Source organism: Arthrobacter sp. 260, from assembly GCF_013116745.1.
GTDB lineage: Bacteria > Actinomycetota > Actinomycetes > Actinomycetales > Micrococcaceae > Arthrobacter_D.
This window is the reverse complement of sequence record NZ_JABFOE010000005.1, coordinates 171563-189292: the sequence shown is the minus strand read 5'-3', so window position 1 is coordinate 189292 and position 17730 is coordinate 171563. Positions and strand designations below refer to the sequence as shown.

Below are 17730 nucleotides of genomic sequence, written 5' to 3'. Positions count from 1 at the left end.
AAATACTCTCCAGTAATGTACGAATCGGTAACGGTAAGGCAACGCCAATAGCAGACGCAGGGAAGAGGGCCACCCATGATCAGGCAGACGGACGCCGCAGCACCGCCCCGGCCGCGGGGCCAGCCGCGCGTCCCTGGGCCGGGCGGACGACCGGGCCGACGTCGCCCGGGGGTCGCTGCCGGTCCAGTTGATTCGCCGAACTTCCTGCGGCGGGGGCTCGCCATTGGGATCGATATTGGTGGAACCAAGGTCGCGGCTGGCGTCGTCGACATCCGGGGAAACATCCTGGCGCAGGCACGCCGGGACACACCCGGTCAGGACCCGCGGCACGTGGAAGCGGTCATCGCCGAACTGGTGGCTGAACTGTCAGTGGGATACCGCATCCGGTCCGTCGGTATTGGGGCAGCTGGTTGGATGGACCTGACCAACGGGACTGTACTGTTCAGCCCCCATCTGGCCTGGCGGAACGAGCCGCTCCGCCACAATCTGGAGCAGATCCTCCGCCGCCGCGTGACGGTGGTCAACGACGCCGATGCCGCCGCCTGGGCCGAATGGCGGTTCGGCGCCGGACAGGGGGAGAGCCGACTGGTCTGCATCACCCTTGGGACAGGCATTGGCGGGGCAATGATCATGGACGGCGCGTTGGAGCGTGGGCGCTTTGGCGTCGCGGGAGAATTTGGGCATCAGATCATCGTGCCGCAGGGGCACAGGTGTGAGTGCGGAAACCGCGGCTGTTGGGAGCAGTACGCTTCGGGCAACGCACTCGGGCGCGAGGCCCGTGAACTGGCGGTGGCAAATTCGCCTGTGGCGCAGGCTCTGCTGCGCGAGGTCGACGGCGACCCCCAGCTCATCACCGGTGCCGTGGTGACCAAGCTGGCGCTCGAGGGCGATCCCGCTTGCCGGGAACTGGTGGACGACGTCGGTCAGTGGCTTGGGCTGGGGATGGCCAACCTGGCGGCGGCGCTGGACCCTGGGACGTTCGTGGTGGGCGGCGGTCTGGGGGCTGCGGGCGACCTGCTGCTGGAGCCGGCCCGCCGGGCGTTCGCGCGGAACCTCACGGGCAGGGGTTTTCGTCCAGCTGCCCGGGTGGAGGCAGCAGCTTTGGGGCCATACGCGGGGCTGGTGGGAGCGGCGGATCTGTCCCGGCTCAGTCCGCGATTGAGAGGCGCGCGAACCTCCCGGAGCTGACTCTTTCGGGCTGTGGATAACTGTTGGCAAAATTTCGGATTCCGCTATTCTGTTGTCTTTCGATAGCTTCGACTCGGCCCCACATCCCCGGGAGTCACAGTGTCACAGCCTCGTAGCATGTCCCCGCCCCGCCGTCTGGTCCCGCTCCGCAGTTTGATCCAACCCAGCACCTTGCTCCCGCTCCGTAGTTTGTTCCACCCGCGCAGCCGGACCGTCGCAGTTGCCATCGTGTTCGGGTTACTGGTGACGGGATGTCAGGGCGACGCATCGCCGCCGGGCCCCACTGCGGGGGAGACCTCCGCCTCGGCTCCGGAACCCACAAGCCCGTTGTCCACACATACGACTGCACCGTCTGAACCCGCCGCGCCCGAACCGACCGCAGCGTCGTCAGACGGTCCAGCCGCCAACATCCCGGTGCCCGAGAAACCCGCCCTCGCCGACGAGAACTCGGTAGAAGGCCTGGAGGCGTTCACCGAGTACTGGTTCGAACTCTTTAGCTACGGGTACATCACCAACGACTGGGCTGAGTTTCTCGAGATCACTGATAGCGGATGCGGGACCTGCGCCAACGTCGTTGAGGGAGTTCAAGAGCAATTCGCTTCCGGCGGTTGGGTAGCCGGTGGAGAAGCCGAAGTGCTTACCTTTTCCACTGATTTTGAACTTAACACGGCTGGTTCTATCAATTCTTTTGTCGAAGTGGGGCAAGGCGAGGTGACCTTGTTCTCGCAGTCCGGTGAGGCTGTGGGAGAGTCGCCAAGCTCGGAGCCAGGCATCGATGTCCTAATCGCGATCTATGAACAAAATAGGTGGATCATGCTTGATTTTGGATCACCAGAGGGAACGTGACGTCGCATGAGCAGAACTTGGTTAGCCATTACGATCGCAGTATTTGTCGGCGTTGCCTCGTCTCTATCTATCTCCGTGGCGCCTGCTCTCGCAGCTGAAAGCGAGTCTGGCATTACCTTTGACGAATCCAACGTGAGTGCAAAGAATGTCAGCCGTGAATCCACTGGTGGTTCTGGTGGTTCAGGGAAACGGGAAGCCGCCGGAGCTACCAACGCTTACCTTCCAACCGATGACGGGATTGATTACATCTACGAGCGGGTCTGCACAGCCGGCGCTCAAGACTTCATGGATCCCGGATACTGTGTGCAGCTGAACGCCCAGTGTGATGCGCAGGCCGACGGGATGTTGGTGCAGTGGATTGAGGTCAACCGGAACACCAGTCCACCCACTGAGACGGCGACGGGACGGAGCGGGTGCCTTTACCCGGGACAACCACCGGTGGCACCGACTGCCGAAACCCTCGGGGAAGCACCGATCATCATCACGTTGACTGAGTTCGAGAGTCAGCCGATTCTGGCTGCGGGTGTCTTTTCTCAGCCAGACCAGTTTGGGTTGCGGAACGCCCACAGCAACCTTTACGCCGTCGCCAATGACCAGGAATTCACTTTCGAGTTCCAGAACGCCCAGATCGAACTGCGTGCCTGGCCGGTCTCCTATGAATGGTCCTACGGTGACGGCACAAGCCTGACCACCTCCAACCCCGGAAGCGCCGTCCCAGGCGACGGGTTTGATACCGAAACCCCCACGAGTCATCTGTATACGGAAACTGGCGACTACTTCGTCCAGCTGGACACGTTGTTCGCCGGGGACTACTCGGTTGATGGCGGGCCGTGGTTACCGGTGGCAGGCCTCGCCCGGGTCTCGTCGGAACCGCACCTGATGAGTATCTGGCGCAGTGAGCGGCACAGTGTCGCGGATAACTGCCTAGAGAACCCCGCCGGGGTTGGCTGCTGACACGCTCGCAGAGTAGCTGTGGGACCCGCCGCGATCTTAAGGTGTGCACTTGTGGTGGGTAGGCTCCACCATTCGTTCACTTGTGGTGGGTGCCTGCGACCTGCACCCGCCACAACTGCACAAGCAACGCGGGGTAAATTCATGCACCCACCACAACTGCACAAGTGCCCGGCGCGTAATCGGGAGGACCCGCCACAACTGCACAAGCAGCGGGGGGTAAATTCATGCACCCGCCACAACTGCACAAGTGCCCGGCGCGTAATCGGGAGGACCCGCCACAACTGCACAAGCAACGCGGGGCAAATTCACGCACCCGCCACAACTGCACAAGCACCCGGCGCGTAATCGGGAGGACCCGCCACAACTGCACTAAGCGCCCCAAACAGTAGCCATCCGGCCGTCAAGGAAGTACGAGCAGGATGCATACTGCACTAATAGTGCAGTATCATGCACTTATGGATGCAAGTACCACCGCTCTCGCAGCGGCAATCGGGGCACGGGTCAAACAGGAGCGGCAATCTCGCTCCCTGACACTCGAGCAGTTGGCCGAGGCCGCAGGAGTGAGCCGACGAATGCTGATCAATGTTGAACAGGGCGCAGTGAACCCTAGTGTCGGGACCCTGTTGCGGATCAGCGACGCCCTGGGGGTCGGACTTCCGGCCCTGGTGGAGTCGCCTGCGCCCAAACCCGTCACCGTCACCAGGAGTGGCGAGGGAGCCGCGCTCTGGACGTCGGAGGCCGGCGGGCGCGGCATTCTCGTAGCGGGCACCGAATCACCTGACGTCGTGGAACTCTGGGAATGGGTCATGGTGCCCGGAGATCACCATCCAAGCGAGCCCCACTCTGAGGGGACCAAGGAATTGCTACAGGTGCTGGAAGGCTCGCTCACGGTCGTGGTCGATGACCAGCCAATCGTGCTCGGGCCGGGAGACGCCCTGTCCTTCCCCGGGGATGTTGACCACTCCTACCGGAACGACACAGCCGAACCCACCCGATTCGCCATGGCCGTCTTTGAGCCTGGCGTCGGGCTGGGGCATTCAATCGGAGGCAAGCAATGAGTGAACAGGGCGCGCTGCAGCACCTGGTCGAGTCCGCCGGGGTGGATCCCGAGGTATTCGCCCTGCGCCCGGACTACCGGGCCGTACTCATCGCCGTCGATGGTCTGGTGCCGGGCCCCAGCGACGACGTCAGCGAAGCACTCCTGCAAAAGGCCGAAGCGTTCGCGGTCCAGCTCCTCGCCGCCGGACCGGTGGAGGACGTGCCGCACGTGGCAGCGTGGCGCGATGCCTACCGGGCCTTCGGCGCCAAACCGCAGCGCACCAGGAACAGTCTTGAGGCACTGGTGCGCCGGGCCGCAACCGGATTGCCCCGGGTAAACCGTCTGACTGACATGTATAACGCGATCTCGGTCCTGCACCAGATCCCCCTGGGCGGAGAGGACCTGGCCGGCTACGTTGGCGCCCCACGGCTGATCCGCGCCAACGGCACCGAACCCTTCGATACCGCAACCGGCGGAGAAGCGACGGTGGAACACCCGGAGCCGGGCGAAGTGGTGTGGTGCGACGACGCCGGAGTCACCTGCCGGCGCTGGAACTGGCGCCAGGGACGGCGAACACAGCTCCATGACCACACCACCAGTGCGCTGTTTATTCTCGACGCGCTGGCTCCACTCTCGGACGAGGCGCTCGGCCAAGCCACCGCCGACTTGTACACCCACCTGGAACGGCTCGGCCCCGATGTGCAGGTGGCCAGGCGTCTCATGGAGACCCCTCGGGAACAGCCATGACCAGAACACTTCCGATCCCGCCGTGGGGGCTGGCGGTCACCGCGATGCTGTCCGTCCAGCTCGGCTCCGCCCTGTCAGTCGAGATGATCGGAGCCGTTGGACCCGCGGGAACTGCCTGGCTGCGCCTGAGTATGGGAGCGATCATCCTGATCCTCCTGGTCCGCCCGCCGTTGCGCTCGATCCGGCGGCAGGACGTCCCCACCATCCTCGGCCTCGGCCTTGCAACGGGTGTCATGACGGTCGGGTTCCTCGCAGCGCTGGAGCACATCGACCTGGGAACCGCCGTAGCGATCGAGTTCCTTGGACCGCTGACCGTCGCAGCGATCCGCAGCCACCGGCGAAGCGCCCTGCTATTGCCAGCGCTCGCCCTACTCGGTGTGGTCCTGATGACCCAACCGTGGCGGGGAGAGTTCGATCCCACCGGGGTCGGGTTCGCAGCCATGGCCGCCGTCGGGTGGGCGGTCTACATTCTGCTGACACAGCGCATCGGCGACCGCTTTACCGGGATCGGCTCCCTGTCACTGACCGTGCCGATTGCGGCACTCGCGGCGGCAACCATCGGCATCCCCCAGGCGGTCGGGCAGATCACCCCAAGCATCCTCATTGCGGCGTTGGGGCTTGCGGTCCTGCTGCCGGTGCTGCCCTTCGCCCTGGAAATGCTCGCCCTGCGCCGAATGACCCCGACGGCTTTCGGAACCCTGATGGCGCTCGAGCCGGCGTTTGGGGTGTTGCTGGGGCTGATCATTCTTCAACAGCAGCTAGGGGTCCTGCAGATCATCGGGATTGCCCTGGTGGTGATCGCCGGAGCCGCCGCTCAACGAGGAGGCCGGCGCGACAAGTCCTCTGCCACCCCACGGGCCGAAACGCTCCACGTTCCCGGGTGACTGAACCGCAGGTCTATCTGGGCAAAAGCCTCGCTAGACTTCCGCGCCGTTGTCGTCGAAGTCGCGGGTCTTGGGGAGCCGGAAAATGAGGAAGGCAACCGAGCCCAGGAAGATGGCCAACACTCCCAGCATCATCATGAGCGGTGCTGCACGCCAGAACATGGCGAGGAGCAGCAGGGCGATCGGTCCACCCACGGCACCGAACCAGGCGAGCACCAGAAGCGGTTCGCCCGTGCCCAAAGCCGGTGGCTCCGGCGGGTGATACCCCTCGTCCTCGTCGTCGTCGGATTCCTTCGGGGTGTAGTCGCGGGGACCTGCGGGGGAGCGGCGGGGCTGATTCTCGAACAGAGCGCGCACCCGCTCCTGATCGGACATCCCCACACCCGCGTTACGTTCGGGTGCCGGCGCTGGGGCTTCTTCGCCCGCCCTGTCCGGCGCGCTGGGAGTCTGCTCCAGCCGCGCCACCAAATCCTGCCACACGGCATCGTCGGTGGACTCGTTGGGTTCCTGACCTCGGGATGTCATGCGGTGCTACCTGCCGTCACGTGCTGGATGAATTGCGCTGAGCGTTCAAAAATTGACTGCGCGTCATGGTCCATGGTCGCAACATGATAGCTGTTCTCCAAACGGACAATCTCCAGTTCAGCACTCCCGATCCGCTGTTGCAATACCTCGATGCTGCTCTCCGGTACCACCGGGTCCACTGATGAACGAAAAACCAGCGTCGGGGCGGTAACGCTGGGCAGTTGCGCCACCGTCTCCCGGAACAGTTTGGAGAGCTGAACGACGGCGGCGACGGGGGTCCGCGCGTAGGCGCCCTCGTCGAGACCTTCCTTCTTGATGTTGTTGGCGATCGCCGGCACCGACCGCATCACGTACTTCAGCAGTCCCGCGTAGCGCGCCCGCGGATCGGCGATGGTCAGGCCCGGATTGACGACGACGACGCCAGCCACCGGCTGCAATGCTGCCAGCCGCAGGGCGAGGGTTCCACCCATTGAAAGTCCAGCGGCGACAACCACGTCGGTCGATTCTTCCAGTTCCCGGTAGCTGGCCTCATAACTGGCGTACCAGTGCTGCCACGGAGTGCGGGCCAGCTCCTGCCAGGTGGTTCCGTGCCCGGCAAGCAGCGGCAGCCTCACCGCATACCCCTGGTCCGCAAGATACCGCGCCCATTCCAACAGGCTGACCGGGGATCCGGTGAAGCCGTGGCTCATCACTACCCCAATGCGGGAGGCCTCCCCAAAACCATCGTTGGAGAAGGCGACCGGGCCGGCACTGGATGTCATAGCCCCATCGTGCCACCTGCTGTCGATGCCTTACCAGCGGAGGCGCCCCTTAGAGTAGTCTCTCAAGGAAAAGCGCGATCATCAGTGGGGGATTCCCGTGTGGTCCCGTCCGGGTCTAGGAAGGCTGTCAGCGTGTTTTATTGGTTCATGAAGCGGATCATTGTGGGTCCGATTCTGGGTCTGCTCTTCCGCCCGTGGGTAAAGGGAATGGACAATGTCCCCGCAGAGGGCCCAGCAGTGCTGGTCAGCAACCACCTCTCCTTCTCCGACTCCATATTTCTGCCGATCGCGGTGCCGCGCCCGGTGATCTTCCTGGCCAAGTCCGAGTACTTCACGGGCAAGGGTATTAAGGGCAAACTCACCGCGATGTTCTTCCGTCTCTCGAACCAGCTCCCGATGGACCGTTCGGGCGGTGCTGCTTCGTCGTCCTCGCTGAGCGCCGGGGAAGCGGTGCTCAACGGCGGCGGCATCCTGGGGATTTACCCCGAGGGAACGCGCAGCCCGGATGGACGTCTGTACCGCGGGAAGACAGGCGTTGCCAAGCTGGTTCTGGCCACGGGTGTGCCAGTGATCCCGGTGGCGATGATCGGCACCGACAAGGTGCAGCCCATCGGCAGGCGCATCCCCAACATTCGCCGGATCGGCATCATCGTCGGTGAACCCCTGGACTTCTCCCGGTATAAGGGACTCGCGGAGGACCGCTTTGTTCAGCGGTCAGTCACCGACGAGATCATGTACGAACTCATGAGGCTCTCCGGCCAGGAGTACGTGGACGTGTACGCGAGCAGTGTCAAGGAAAAGCTGGCGGCCGCGAAGGCCACAGAAAAGAAGTCCGCTGACAAGAAAGCCTCCGACAAGAAGGCGTCAGAGACAAAAGCTACCGATACGACGTCGACCGATCACGAACCCACCGGGCCCAAGGTGGACGTCGACGCCGGGAAGGGTGGAACCGGGAAGGACGCGGCTGACGCGTTGGTGACCGACAAGGCCTCGGTCCGCGACAAGCTCACCAGCATCAAGCTCCCATCCTGGCTGACCCGCAAGCGGTAGTAATGGCCGGCACAATATGACAGCGCCGCCCGGCTGCGTGACGGCCCTGGCCACTACGGGTTGCCTGAACCATTACGCTTAACTGGTGACTGATATCCTCGCACCCACCGATTCCACCGTTTCCTCAGCCGGGCAGAGCAGCCAGCAGACCGACTCCATGCTCGATCACTGGCGCGAGCTGCCGATTTCGCAGCAGCCCACCTGGCAGGACAGCAGCGTGTATTCGGCCTCCGTCAAGGAGCTCTCCACCCTTCCACCGCTGGTCTTCGCCGGTGAAGTCGACGTGCTGCGCAGCCGCCTGGCCGCCGCCGCGCAGGGGAAGGCGTTTCTGCTCCAGGGCGGCGACTGCGCCGAGACCTTCGAAGGCGCGACCGCAGACCGGATTAGCGCCCGTGTCCGCACTATCCTCCAGATGGCAGTGGTACTGACCTACGGCGCATCACTTCCCGTCATCAAGATGGGCCGGATGGCCGGACAGTTCGCCAAACCCCGCTCATCGAACGACGAGACCCGTGAAGGCGTGACCCTCCCCGCCTACCGCGGCGACATGGTCAACGGCTACGACTTCACCCCAGAATCGCGGGGCCATGACGCCTCCCGCATGGTCAAGGCGTACCACACGTCGGCTTCGACCCTGAACCTGATTCGTGCCTTCACGCAGGGCGGTTTCGCCGACCTGCGCCTGGTGCACCACTGGAACAAGGGATTCACCGCCAACCCCGCGCACTCGCGTTACGAGTCGCTGGCCCGTGAGATCGACCGCGCCGTCCGCTTCATGGACGCCTGCGGCGCCGACTTCGAGGCGCTGAAGCGGGTGGAGTTTTTCGCCAGCCATGAGGCCCTGCTGCTCGACTACGAGCGGGCTCTGACCCGGACCGACTCCCGTACGGGCCTGCCGTACGACACCTCGGCCCACTTCCTGTGGATTGGTGAGCGCACCCGCGACATCGACAGCGCGCACATCGACTTCCTCTCCCGGGTCCGGAACCCGATTGGCGTCAAGCTCGGCCCCGGCACATCCCCGGACGATGCGCTGGCCCTGATCGACAAGCTTGACCCCAACCGCGAACCGGGCCGCCTGACCTTCATCACCCGCATGGGTGCCGGGAACATCCGCGAGAAGCTACCCAAGCTGGTCCAGAAGGTCACCGACTCCGGCGCCCAGGTGCTGTGGGTTTCCGACCCCATGCACGGGAACACCGTCACGTCGCCGAACGGCTACAAGACCCGCAACTTCGACGACGTCATGGACGAGGTCCGAGGCTTCTTCGAGGTTCACAACTCGCTGGGGACCTTCCCGGGTGGCCTGCACGTCGAAATGACCGGCGACGACGTCGCCGAGTGCCTGGGTGGCGCCGATCCAGTGGACCAGGAAGCCTTCCTGGAACGCTACGAATCGGTCTGCGATCCCCGTCTGAACCACATGCAGTCCCTTGAGATGGCATTCCTGGTTGCCGGAGCACTCTCCAAGCGCTAGCAGCACATAACAAAGGCGAAGCGGAAACGCTTCGCCTTTGTTGTGTCCCGAAGTATTTCTGGGGCGCACCCCGGTGGTTCGGGAATGAGAGACGGCTACGTGACTGTGATGGTGACCGTCGACCCCTCGGGCTGTTCACCGGTCAGGTCCTGGCCCGCTACCAGCCCCAGCACGGAACTGCCGAAGGTGTAGTCAACGACGACGACGAAACCGGCCGCCTCGAGCTCGGCCACTGCCGCTTCCTCCCGCTGGGAGAACACGTTGGGCACTTCCACGAGGCGCGGGCCGAGGGACAACGTCAGGGTGACGGTCTCGCCACGGGTGAGCTGCCCGCCCGATGGGCTTTGTCCGACGACGGCCCCCTCGGGGATGTCCCGGCTGTTCTCGCCGTCGGGTGCGAAGGCGGCGACCAGCCCAGCGGCCTCGATCGCTTCAACAGCCTCGGCCCTGGACAGGCCGGACACCACCGGGACGTCGATGGGCTCCGGGCCCTGCGACACCACCAGGTTGACCGCTGTCCCGCGCGGTGACTGCTCGCCAGCGGCGGGCGTCTGGCTGATGACCAGCCCGTCTGCGACGTCGGCACTGAACTCCCGGGTGATCTCGCCGACCGCCAGCTCGGTTCCGTCGAGTTGTTCAGTCGCCGACGCCTCGCTGCGGTTGACCACGTTGGGGACAGCGAACAATTCGGGCCCCTTGGAGACAAACAGTTCGACTGACTCGTAGCGGCGAAGCTGTGTCTGCGCCGCCGGCTCGCTGCGGATCACCAGGCCGGACTCCACCTCGTCATGGAACTCCTCCTCCGAGCGGGGGGAGTCAAGGCCACTCTCTGCGAGCAGCAGTTCCGCCTGCGGCACCGAGCGGTTGACGACGTCGGGCATGGTGGCCAGGGCGCCGGGACCGACGCCGAAGAACCAGCCGACCCCTGCCGCCAAGCCTGCAAGGAGGAGCAACAGGACAATCCAGAGTGCGTTGCGGCGGCCCCGGTGTCCCGGATGCAGGGATTTTTCGGGGCGCTGGGCCGCCTTTGCCTGCTGCTTCTGATAGACCTTGAAGTCCCGCGCTGCTGCCTTGTCGCGGGTCTTCGAATCCGGCTCCTGCCGCGGTGCGGACTGAGGTTCCGGTGCCGTCCGGAACGCGCGGGTGTGCTGGACGTCGTTGGCGATCACCGACGTCCTGAACTGGTCAGCCCCGATCACCTCTGTTGGTCTCGGGCCGCCACGTCCGCCGATCACCTCGGTGGCGCCGCTGCCGGCGAGGGAATCGATCACTTCGGTCCCGCCGGGCACTGCACCGGTCGCCGCTGTGGGGGCGTCGTCTTTACCCTCGTCATCGTCGGGAAGTTCGAAGTCCAGCTGCTCGTCGGTTAGGGTGGTCCGGATGTGCCTGAGTTCGCCGAGGAGGGCGTTGCCATCGATGGGCCGATCCTCTGGGTCGACCGATGTGCACCACTGGACCAGCTCGTCGATGTCCGCCGCGAGCCCGGGCACCAGGGTTGAGGGGGCGGGCACCGTGGAATTGGCGTGCTGCAGGGCCACCCGGATGGGAACATCGCCGGTGTAGGGATGCTTTCCGGTGAGGAGTTCGAACAGCATGATGCCAGCCGAGTAGATGTCGCTGCGGGCGTCAGCACCTCCGCCGGTGACCAGCTCGGGGGACAGGTAGGCGACCGTGCCGATCAGGGTGCCGGTGTTGGTGGTGGTGGAGACCGCGCGGGCGAGGCCGAAGTCGGCGATCTTGATCCGGCCGTTGCTGGCGAGCAGGACGTTCTCGGGTTTCACATCGCGGTGGACCAGCCCGACGTCGTGAGCCGCGCCCAGTCCTTCAACCACGGGATCCATCATGGCCAGGGCGATTCGGGGGGTCAGTCGCCCCTTCTCCCGCAGCAGGTCCCGAAGCGTTTTGCCTGGCACATATTCCATCACCAGGTAGGCGAGTGACCGCTCAGCGGAGTCCTCGACTCCCTGGTCCAGGACGCCCACCACATGGGGGTGGGATAGCCGTGCCGCTGACTTCGCCTCGCGTTCAAACCGGTCCAGGAAGCTGGCGTCCTCGGCGAGGTGGGGGTACAGGATCTTCAGTGCCACGTCGCGGTCAAGGCGCTGGTCGGTGGCACGGTAAACGGTCGACATGCCGCCCCGCGCAAGGCGCGACAGCACGAGATACCGCCCGTCCACCACCGAGCCCACCAGCGGGTCGTTCTGCCGTTCATGCACCCTTCGATCCTAAGTGCAGACATGGAACGGGGTGGAATCGACACCCGATTCCACCCCGATTCACCGGTCGTCCCTAGGGGGAGTTACCGCAGGTTCGCCTGGTGTGACTTGATCGCAGCGACGTAGCTCTTCGTGTCGCTGAACATACCGTGGGTGCTCACCGAGTACTGCCCCTGGTAGTAGGACGCAATGGCATCCTCCAGGTTGGGGCTGGTCCGGATCAGGGATTTCAGGATCGCAACGCCGGCGGTTGCGTTGTCGTGGGGGTCCAGCAGGTTCAGCTTCCGTCCCACGAGGTCCGATGCCCATTCGCCTGACATGGGGATGACCTGCATGGCACCGATGGCGTTGGCCGGGGAGACGGCACGCTGGTTGAATCCCGACTCCTGGTAGGACACGGCAAGTGCGAGGCTCGGATCCACGCCCATCGAGCGGGCGGTGTCAGCAACGATGGTCTTCATTGCCTCATTGCTGGGAACCGGGAGGGAATTCAGCAGGTGCTTGTTCCGGTTTGCCTCCGACACCACGTGCTGGGGGTAGGTGTAGTGCAGGAATGTGGACGGCACCAGGTCTGCCGGGGGTGCGGTCTCCGCTGCAGGTGCAGTGGTGGGTGCGGCTGCGCCGGGGATGGTCAGCTTCTTCCCGGGATGGATCATGGTTGTCGCGCTGAGCTTGTTGGCCTTCAGGAGTGCGCTGAGGCTCACGTTGTGCTTTGCGGCGATGGCGCCAAGGGTGTCACCGCCCTTGATGGTGTAGGACCCGGTGGACGCAGGTGCAGCTGGCTTGGGTGCCGCCGGAGCGATCTCGGTTGAAGCCACCGAGACCTCGGCTGAGCCGCCAAGCTTGAGCTTCTGGCCGGGGTAGATCACCGACGTCATCGACAGCGAATTTGCCTTCAGGACCGTACTGAGGCTGACGCCGTGCGTGGCCGCGATGGCGCTGAGTGTGTCACCGGCCCGGACCGTATATCCGGCCGCTGCGCTCGGCTGCGCAGCCTCAGCGGGCTTCGCCGCAGCCTTGCTGGCTGGCGCACCGCTGAGCTTGATCTTCTGACCCGGGTGGATCAGCGAGCTTGCGTTGAGGCCGTTCGCAGTGAGGACCGAACTGGTGTCCACTCCGTGCTTGAGCGCAATGCCGCTGATGGTGTCGCCAGCCTTGACCGTGTAGGTCTTTGGGGCACTCTGGGCGGGTGCCACAAAGCTGGGAATCCGGGCGGCAACGTTCCCGGTGGCGGACGTCAGGCCCGCTGGGACAATTACCGCAGGGGCAAGGCGTGGTGCCTGTTGGGCATTGACCGTCACCGGCGCGGCGCTGGCTGGCTGGGCCAGGGCGACGGCGGAGAACAGCATGGCGGGGATCGCGGCGGTGGATACCGCAATGTTGAAGCGGCTGGGAAGGCGGGTGCCCCGGGCACGTGCCTGGGATCCGAACAGCGGCGATGACGGGCGCTGGGCAGTCATGGTCTAATCCTCAATCTATGGTCAACGGAACGGGCCGCGCCGATGGCCGAAACAGGCCCGATCGACCAGGGTCGTCGGGTCCTCAATCAAAATCATCTGATGGTGCGCGAGAGTAAAAAGTGACTGGTGTTACTGGTGTGACTCATGAGAATCTACACCAAAAGTTGCCTAGCACAATAGTCCTGGGTCACACCTTTACAGCCCCGTCGGCGTGTCGATAGCAGAAGTGGAGCGGAGGCCTCACATCTGGCACCCTTAGGGGGTGAATGAACTCGAAGAACTTGTGCCCGCATGGTTGAACCTGCCGGAGGTGGCACTCGAACTGGATGTGCCCATCACCAAGGTCCATGGCCTCCTCGACGAGAAGTCGCTGATTGCCCTCCGCAGCAAGGAACGCAACGTCCGAAGCGTTCCCGCAGAATTCATCTTCGAGGGCGCGGTGGTGGACAGCCTCAAGGGGACTATCATCGTGCTCGCCGATTCAGGCTTCAGCGATGAGGACATTGTCCGGTGGTTGTTTACCCCTGACGAGTCGTTGCCGGGCCGCCCCATCGACGCCCTCCGTGAAGGCCGGAAGACCGAGATCCGGCGCCGTGCGCAGGCTGCCGCCTGGTAGATCGGCGAACAGCAGCTAGCCCCTAGTAGGCGTTAGCAGTAGGTGCTAGCTGTAGGCAGTAGTAGTCAAACAAACCTGGTGGCGGCGGTCAGGCCGACCGGCTGACCGCTGCGGTTGCCAAACCCGAAAGGGCTGAGCGGCAGACAGTGTCCAGCTCGATCTGGTCCAGGGCGGCGGTCGACGCATCCCACCGCTCGGCGATCAGGGACTCGACCGCCTGCAGGGCTCCTGAGGTGGAGATCGCGTCCCGTAGCCGGCTGACGCCGTCGTCGTCCAGATCGGCGCGGCCCAGGGTGGAATTGATCAGTTGACGGTCGGCGGGACTGCCGTCCTTGAGCGCCTGGGCGATCAGGAGGGTACGTTTGCCCTCGCGGAGGTCATCGCCTGCAGGCTTACCAGTAACCAGCGGGTCTCCGAACACGCCAAGCACATCGTCCCTGAGCTGGAATGCCTCGCCGAGCGGCAACGAGAAGGCCGAATACCCTCTGAGCTGGGCGGGGCTGGCACCTGCGAGGGCGCCGCCGAGGCCCAGCGGATGCTCGATCGAATACTTCGCCGATTTGAAGCGGACAATCTGCCGAGCCCGCTCGGCGGCCTCGGACGGTGTCCGGTCAGGCCCTGCTGCTTCCTCCAGTAGATCAAGGTACTGACCCGCCATGACCTCCGTGCGCATCCGGTTGAAGATTGCCCGGCCCTCAGTTCCCGAACCGGCGATCGCCCCGATGGCAGAAAACTGTTCCTCACTGAACGACAGGCACATGTCGCCAGTCAGTATCGCTGCTGACACCCCAAACCGGTCGGGACTCAGATGCCACCGGTTGCCCTCATGGAGGGTTCCGAACTGGCGGTGGACGCTCGGTGACCCGCGCCTGGTGTCGGAGCGGTCGATCACGTCGTCGTGAATCAGCGCCGCCGCCTGGAACAGTTCAAGTGCAACGCCGGCTAGAACAGGTTCGGGGGCCCCTGCTGCACCGCCAGCGCCCCGGAAACCCCAGTAACAGAGCAGCGCCCGCAGTCGCTTGCCACCCGCCGTCAGCCGGGTGATCGCCGCGGCTGGCTCAAGGGCATCCTCGGCAATCGAGGCAAGGATTTCCCGCTGACGGGCAAGGAAGTTGTCCAGGCCAGCGGTCACACCGGCGCGGTAGGCGGTCTGTTCCGAGGTGACCAGCTGCTCAACCGAGCCTTCTTCGACAAGTGGATTCGTGGCGGTCATGGGCTCTCCTCTGGGTGCGGGCAAGAGTCCGCGCCAGTGCGCAGCGCGCATTTCCCTGGCCGGGGCAATCTTTGGGCTCACTCCATCCTAGTGACTGGCTACGATTGGACAGTGATTGTTGGGCCCAGGGCGAAGCTACAGGATGCTGAGTGCACCATCCTCCATGTGGACATGGATGCGTTCTATGTAGCAGTGGAGTTGCTGGACCGGCCGGACCTGGTCGGTGTGCCGGTGATTGTGGGTTCCCCCAGTGGTCGGTCGGTGGTGCTCTCAGCGTCCTATGAAGCGCGGCGGTTTGGGGTCCGATCGGCCATGCCGATGTCTGCAGCGATGCGGTTGTGCCCGCAGGGCGTCATCCTCGAACCCCACCACGACAAATACGCTGCGGTATCCAGTGCGGTGATGGCCATCTTCGGCACCATCACCCCCTTTGTCGAGCAGCTCAGCGTCGATGAAGCCTTCCTTGATATTGCCGGGTCGATGCGCCGGCTGGGTGGACCGCGTGATATCGGCGAACTGATCAGGACCAGGATCAAAAGCGAGCTGGGGATCACCGCCAGTGTGGGGGCGGCAACAACCAAGTTTGTCGCCAAGATCGCGTCAACCAGATCCAAGCCCAATGGTTTGCTCGTGATCCGCGGAGAGGAGACGGTCGCCTACCTGCACACCCTTCCGGTGTCAGCGCTCTGGGGGGTCGGCGCGAAAACCCAGGAAGTGCTGGCGCGCCTGGGGATACGGACGGTGGAAGATCTTGCCCAGACCCCCGTGTCCTCGCTGCGCAAGTTGCTCGGTGTGACCGGCCAGCACGTCCACGATCTGGCCTGGGGCAGGGACCCCCGGACCGTCACGGTCACCCGCCAAGAGAAGACCATCGGCGCCGAGGAGACTTTCGCCGATGATGTCAGCGACGATCCCACGCTGCATACCGAGATGCTCCGGCTGTCCCATCGCACGGCGGCCAGGCTGCGCGCTGCCCACCTGCAGTGCGGTGGCGTGGCCATCAAGCTGCGCTACGCCGATTTCTCCACACTGACCAGGACCAAACGGCTAAGCGAGCCGACCGACAGCGCCAATGCCATCTACGTTGCCTCGCTGTCCCTGCTTGCCGCCCTCGGTGAGCGTCCGATGAGCGTTCGCCTGGTCGGCGTGCGCGCTGACCAGCTGGAACCGTCATCCGGGTTGGGTCACCAACTGACCATCGACCGCCGCGACGAAAACTGGCGGTTGGCGGAGTCGGCGCTCGACGAGGTGAACCGGAAGTTCGGAAAGGCTGCAATCCAACCGGCACAGCTCTTTGGCCGGCCCCGCGATTCTTCCCCTTAAGGCATCCGGCGGACCCCGTGACAGAGCGGCCAACCGGTCCGCGCAGCCGGTGGCTTTCCCTTGTGGGCATTGCGATCTATCCTTAGAGCAAAGGTCAATTTTAGCCATCTGTATCGGTTGAATCTGGGCCCGGACACAGGTGTTCCTGTGGCAGGGAACTCGATGTATTCGGTACTCGTTGGTTGGGGTGAGGGACCAGAGTTAATTAACCGTATGGAGGCAGTGATGGCACTCTCGGAACACGAACAGAGGCTGCTTGATCAGCTGGAGCAGCAGTTGCACGCCGACGATCCGAAGTTCGCCAGTTCAATGGCATCGAGCACACCGCGATCAATGTCGACGCGCAGAATTGTGATTGGCGCGCTGATGGCTGTTGCAGGGATCCTGATCCTGCTGCTGGGCGTCGCCAACCAGATCATTCTGGTGGGCGTGGCAGGGTTCCTGGTGATGGGCGCGGGCGTTTACTTCGCCACGACCCGGTCCAAGGAAAGCGAAGCGGCTCCTATGCCTCGAGGGACCACTAAGGCGGCACCCGTCAATCGAAGCGGTGGCTTCCTGAGCACCCTCGAAGAGAAATGGGACGAGCGGAAACGCGAACAGCCCTGAGCTCCGAGGTAGGGGTGCCGTAAAGCCCTCCACTTTCATCCACCGCTGTCCCAAAGACCGCACCCAGCATCTCCGATAGACCCGCCACGGTGGGTCTATCGGTGTTTAACCGGGCCGCCACGACCTCCGGGCTGATATTCACCCCTCAGGGAGGGGTCTGACTGGTCCCGCGTGCGGGATTTCCCTCCACTTCCCACCACCGCAGAAGATCCGCTCAAACACAGGAAACTGCCAGGAAAATTACCGCCACAGAGGGTCAAAATGGATTGACGGGGGAGGGATGTGGAGTAAAGTGGTGGTTATAAGAGTGTAGTGGTGCCGCGAGGTGCTTTCCGGATCGGATGGGCGGTGGCAGATGTTCCTTGGAACTCATCTGCCACGCCTCGATGAGAAGGGTCGGTTGATCCTCCCAGCGAAATTTCGTGATGAACTTTCAGACGGGCTGGTGTTGACCAGGGGCCAGGAACGGTGCATCTACGTTTTTAGTCAGTCCGAGTTTGAACAGCTTCACGAGCAGATGCGGTCAGCGCCACTGTCATCACGGCAGTCACGTGATTACGCCAGGGTTTTCCTGTCCGGTGCGTCAGATGAGGTTCCGGACAAGCAGGGGCGCATCACCATTCCGCAGGCGCTCCGCACCTACGCCGGTCTGGGGCGGGAACTGGCAGTGATTGGTGCGGGTAGCCGGGCCGAGATCTGGGACGCGACGGCATGGGAGAACTACCTGGCGGAGAAGGAGAACACGTTCTCCGAGACCGACGAGGAAGCGCTACCCGGGTTCTTCTAGAACCGAGCAGGACCAGCACCACCGAAGTACACAGCAGG

At 64.0% G+C, this 17730-nt stretch carries 17 protein-coding genes; 12 read left to right on the top strand and 5 right to left on the bottom strand.

Annotation, left to right across the window (positions count from 1 at the left end; translation table 11 throughout):
* The first annotated feature begins 75 nt into the window (after positions 1–75).
* From HMI57_RS08065 to HMI57_RS08040, 6 genes are all read left to right on the top strand, one after another.
* Complete coding sequence (locus HMI57_RS08065) at positions 76–1188, top strand: ROK family glucokinase (protein ID WP_228720990.1); 1113 nt, start codon at positions 76–78, stop codon at positions 1186–1188.
* A 117-nt stretch (positions 1189–1305) separates the two neighbouring features.
* Positions 1306–2034: a DUF6318 family protein gene (locus HMI57_RS19065; RefSeq protein WP_228720989.1), complete on the top strand. Its 729-nt coding sequence runs from the start codon at positions 1306–1308 to the stop codon at positions 2032–2034.
* A 132-nt stretch (positions 2035–2166) separates the two neighbouring features.
* Positions 2167–2988, top strand: coding sequence for a PKD domain-containing protein (locus tag HMI57_RS08055; RefSeq protein ID WP_171585422.1), 822 nt, complete (start codon positions 2167–2169; stop codon positions 2986–2988).
* 455 nt (positions 2989–3443) lie between these two features.
* Positions 3444–4046, top strand: a complete 603-nt coding sequence (locus tag HMI57_RS08050) for an XRE family transcriptional regulator (RefSeq protein WP_171585421.1) — start codon at positions 3444–3446, stop codon at positions 4044–4046.
* Positions 4043–4774, top strand: coding sequence for a phenylalanine--tRNA ligase beta subunit-related protein (locus tag HMI57_RS08045; protein ID WP_171585420.1), 732 nt, complete (start codon positions 4043–4045; stop codon positions 4772–4774). Before HMI57_RS08050 ends, HMI57_RS08045 begins: the two co-directional genes overlap by 4 nt.
* Positions 4771–5658, top strand: a complete 888-nt coding sequence (locus tag HMI57_RS08040) for an EamA family transporter (protein ID WP_228720988.1) — start codon at positions 4771–4773, stop codon at positions 5656–5658. Before HMI57_RS08045 ends, HMI57_RS08040 begins: the two co-directional genes overlap by 4 nt.
* Positions 5659–5691: 33 nt before the next feature.
* Here HMI57_RS08040 and HMI57_RS08035 read toward each other — a convergent pair whose 3' ends face one another.
* Both HMI57_RS08035 and HMI57_RS08030 read right to left on the bottom strand, forming a co-directional pair.
* On the bottom strand, positions 5692–6183 hold the full coding sequence (locus HMI57_RS08035; protein WP_171585419.1) for a hypothetical protein: 492 nt from the start codon (positions 6181–6183) through the stop codon (positions 5692–5694).
* Positions 6180–6944, bottom strand: a complete 765-nt coding sequence (locus HMI57_RS08030) for an alpha/beta fold hydrolase (protein WP_171585418.1) — start codon at positions 6942–6944, stop codon at positions 6180–6182. The genes HMI57_RS08035 and HMI57_RS08030 overlap by 4 nt, the downstream gene beginning before the upstream one ends.
* A gap of 132 nt (positions 6945–7076) precedes the next feature.
* Between HMI57_RS08030 and HMI57_RS08025 the strand changes: the two genes are divergently transcribed.
* Both HMI57_RS08025 and HMI57_RS08020 read left to right on the top strand, forming a co-directional pair.
* Complete coding sequence (locus HMI57_RS08025; protein WP_346655163.1) at positions 7077–7994, top strand: lysophospholipid acyltransferase family protein; 918 nt, start codon at positions 7077–7079, stop codon at positions 7992–7994.
* Between the two features lie 82 nt (positions 7995–8076).
* Positions 8077–9471, top strand: coding sequence for a 3-deoxy-7-phosphoheptulonate synthase class II (locus tag HMI57_RS08020; RefSeq protein ID WP_171585480.1), 1395 nt, complete (start codon positions 8077–8079; stop codon positions 9469–9471).
* 95 nt (positions 9472–9566) lie between these two features.
* Here the strand turns inward: HMI57_RS08020 and HMI57_RS08015 are convergent, their stop codons facing one another.
* Positions 9567–11687, bottom strand: coding sequence for a PASTA domain-containing protein (locus HMI57_RS08015; RefSeq protein WP_171585417.1), 2121 nt, complete (start codon positions 11685–11687; stop codon positions 9567–9569).
* Positions 11688–11770: 83 nt separating this feature from the next.
* Positions 11771–13147 carry a lytic transglycosylase domain-containing protein gene (locus HMI57_RS08010; protein ID WP_171585416.1) on the bottom strand — a complete coding sequence of 459 codons (1377 nt, stop codon included), beginning with the start codon at positions 13145–13147 and terminating at the stop codon, positions 11771–11773.
* 262 nt (positions 13148–13409) lie between these two features.
* Between HMI57_RS08010 and HMI57_RS08005 the strand changes: the two genes are divergently transcribed.
* Entirely contained in the window at positions 13410–13763 is a 354-nt protein-coding gene (locus HMI57_RS08005; protein WP_171585415.1) for an Rv2175c family DNA-binding protein, read from the top strand.
* Between the two features lie 88 nt (positions 13764–13851).
* On the opposite strand, the gene HMI57_RS08000 is transcribed toward HMI57_RS08005, so the two are convergent.
* Positions 13852–14976, bottom strand: coding sequence for a polyprenyl synthetase family protein (locus tag HMI57_RS08000; protein WP_171585414.1), 1125 nt, complete (start codon positions 14974–14976; stop codon positions 13852–13854).
* 111 nt (positions 14977–15087) lie between these two features.
* Here HMI57_RS08000 and dinB point away from each other — a divergent pair, with 111 nt between their 5' ends.
* From dinB to mraZ, 3 genes are all read left to right on the top strand, one after another.
* Complete coding sequence (gene dinB / locus HMI57_RS07995) at positions 15088–16299, top strand: DNA polymerase IV (RefSeq protein ID WP_346655162.1); 1212 nt, start codon at positions 15088–15090, stop codon at positions 16297–16299.
* 225 nt (positions 16300–16524) lie between these two features.
* Positions 16525–16905: a DUF3040 domain-containing protein gene (locus HMI57_RS07990; RefSeq protein ID WP_171585413.1), complete on the top strand. Its 381-nt coding sequence runs from the start codon at positions 16525–16527 to the stop codon at positions 16903–16905.
* Between the two features lie 355 nt (positions 16906–17260).
* Positions 17261–17692 carry a division/cell wall cluster transcriptional repressor MraZ gene (mraZ, locus tag HMI57_RS07985; protein ID WP_171585412.1) on the top strand — a complete coding sequence of 144 codons (432 nt, stop codon included), beginning with the start codon at positions 17261–17263 and terminating at the stop codon, positions 17690–17692.
* Positions 17693–17730 lie beyond the last annotated feature (38 nt).

Coding starts and splice junctions, on each gene's coding strand:
- HMI57_RS08065 (WP_228720990.1), top strand. CDS start 76: ATGATCAGGCAGACGGACGCCGCAGCACCGCCCCGGCCGCGGGGCCAG.
- HMI57_RS19065 (WP_228720989.1), top strand. CDS start 1,306: ATGTCCCCGCCCCGCCGTCTGGTCCCGCTCCGCAGTTTGATCCAACCC.
- HMI57_RS08050 (WP_171585421.1), top strand. CDS start 3,444: ATGGATGCAAGTACCACCGCTCTCGCAGCGGCAATCGGGGCACGGGTC.
- HMI57_RS08045 (WP_171585420.1), top strand. CDS start 4,043: ATGAGTGAACAGGGCGCGCTGCAGCACCTGGTCGAGTCCGCCGGGGTG.
- HMI57_RS08040 (WP_228720988.1), top strand. CDS start 4,771: ATGACCAGAACACTTCCGATCCCGCCGTGGGGGCTGGCGGTCACCGCG.
- HMI57_RS08035 (WP_171585419.1), bottom strand. CDS start 6,183: ATGACATCCCGAGGTCAGGAACCCAACGAGTCCACCGACGATGCCGTG.
- HMI57_RS08030 (WP_171585418.1), bottom strand. CDS start 6,944: ATGACATCCAGTGCCGGCCCGGTCGCCTTCTCCAACGATGGTTTTGGG.
- HMI57_RS08010 (WP_171585416.1), bottom strand. CDS start 13,147: ATGACTGCCCAGCGCCCGTCATCGCCGCTGTTCGGATCCCAGGCACGT.
- HMI57_RS08000 (WP_171585414.1), bottom strand. CDS start 14,976: ATGACCGCCACGAATCCACTTGTCGAAGAAGGCTCGGTTGAGCAGCTG.
- HMI57_RS07990 (WP_171585413.1), top strand. CDS start 16,525: ATGGCACTCTCGGAACACGAACAGAGGCTGCTTGATCAGCTGGAGCAG.
- mraZ (WP_171585412.1), top strand. CDS start 17,261: ATGTTCCTTGGAACTCATCTGCCACGCCTCGATGAGAAGGGTCGGTTG.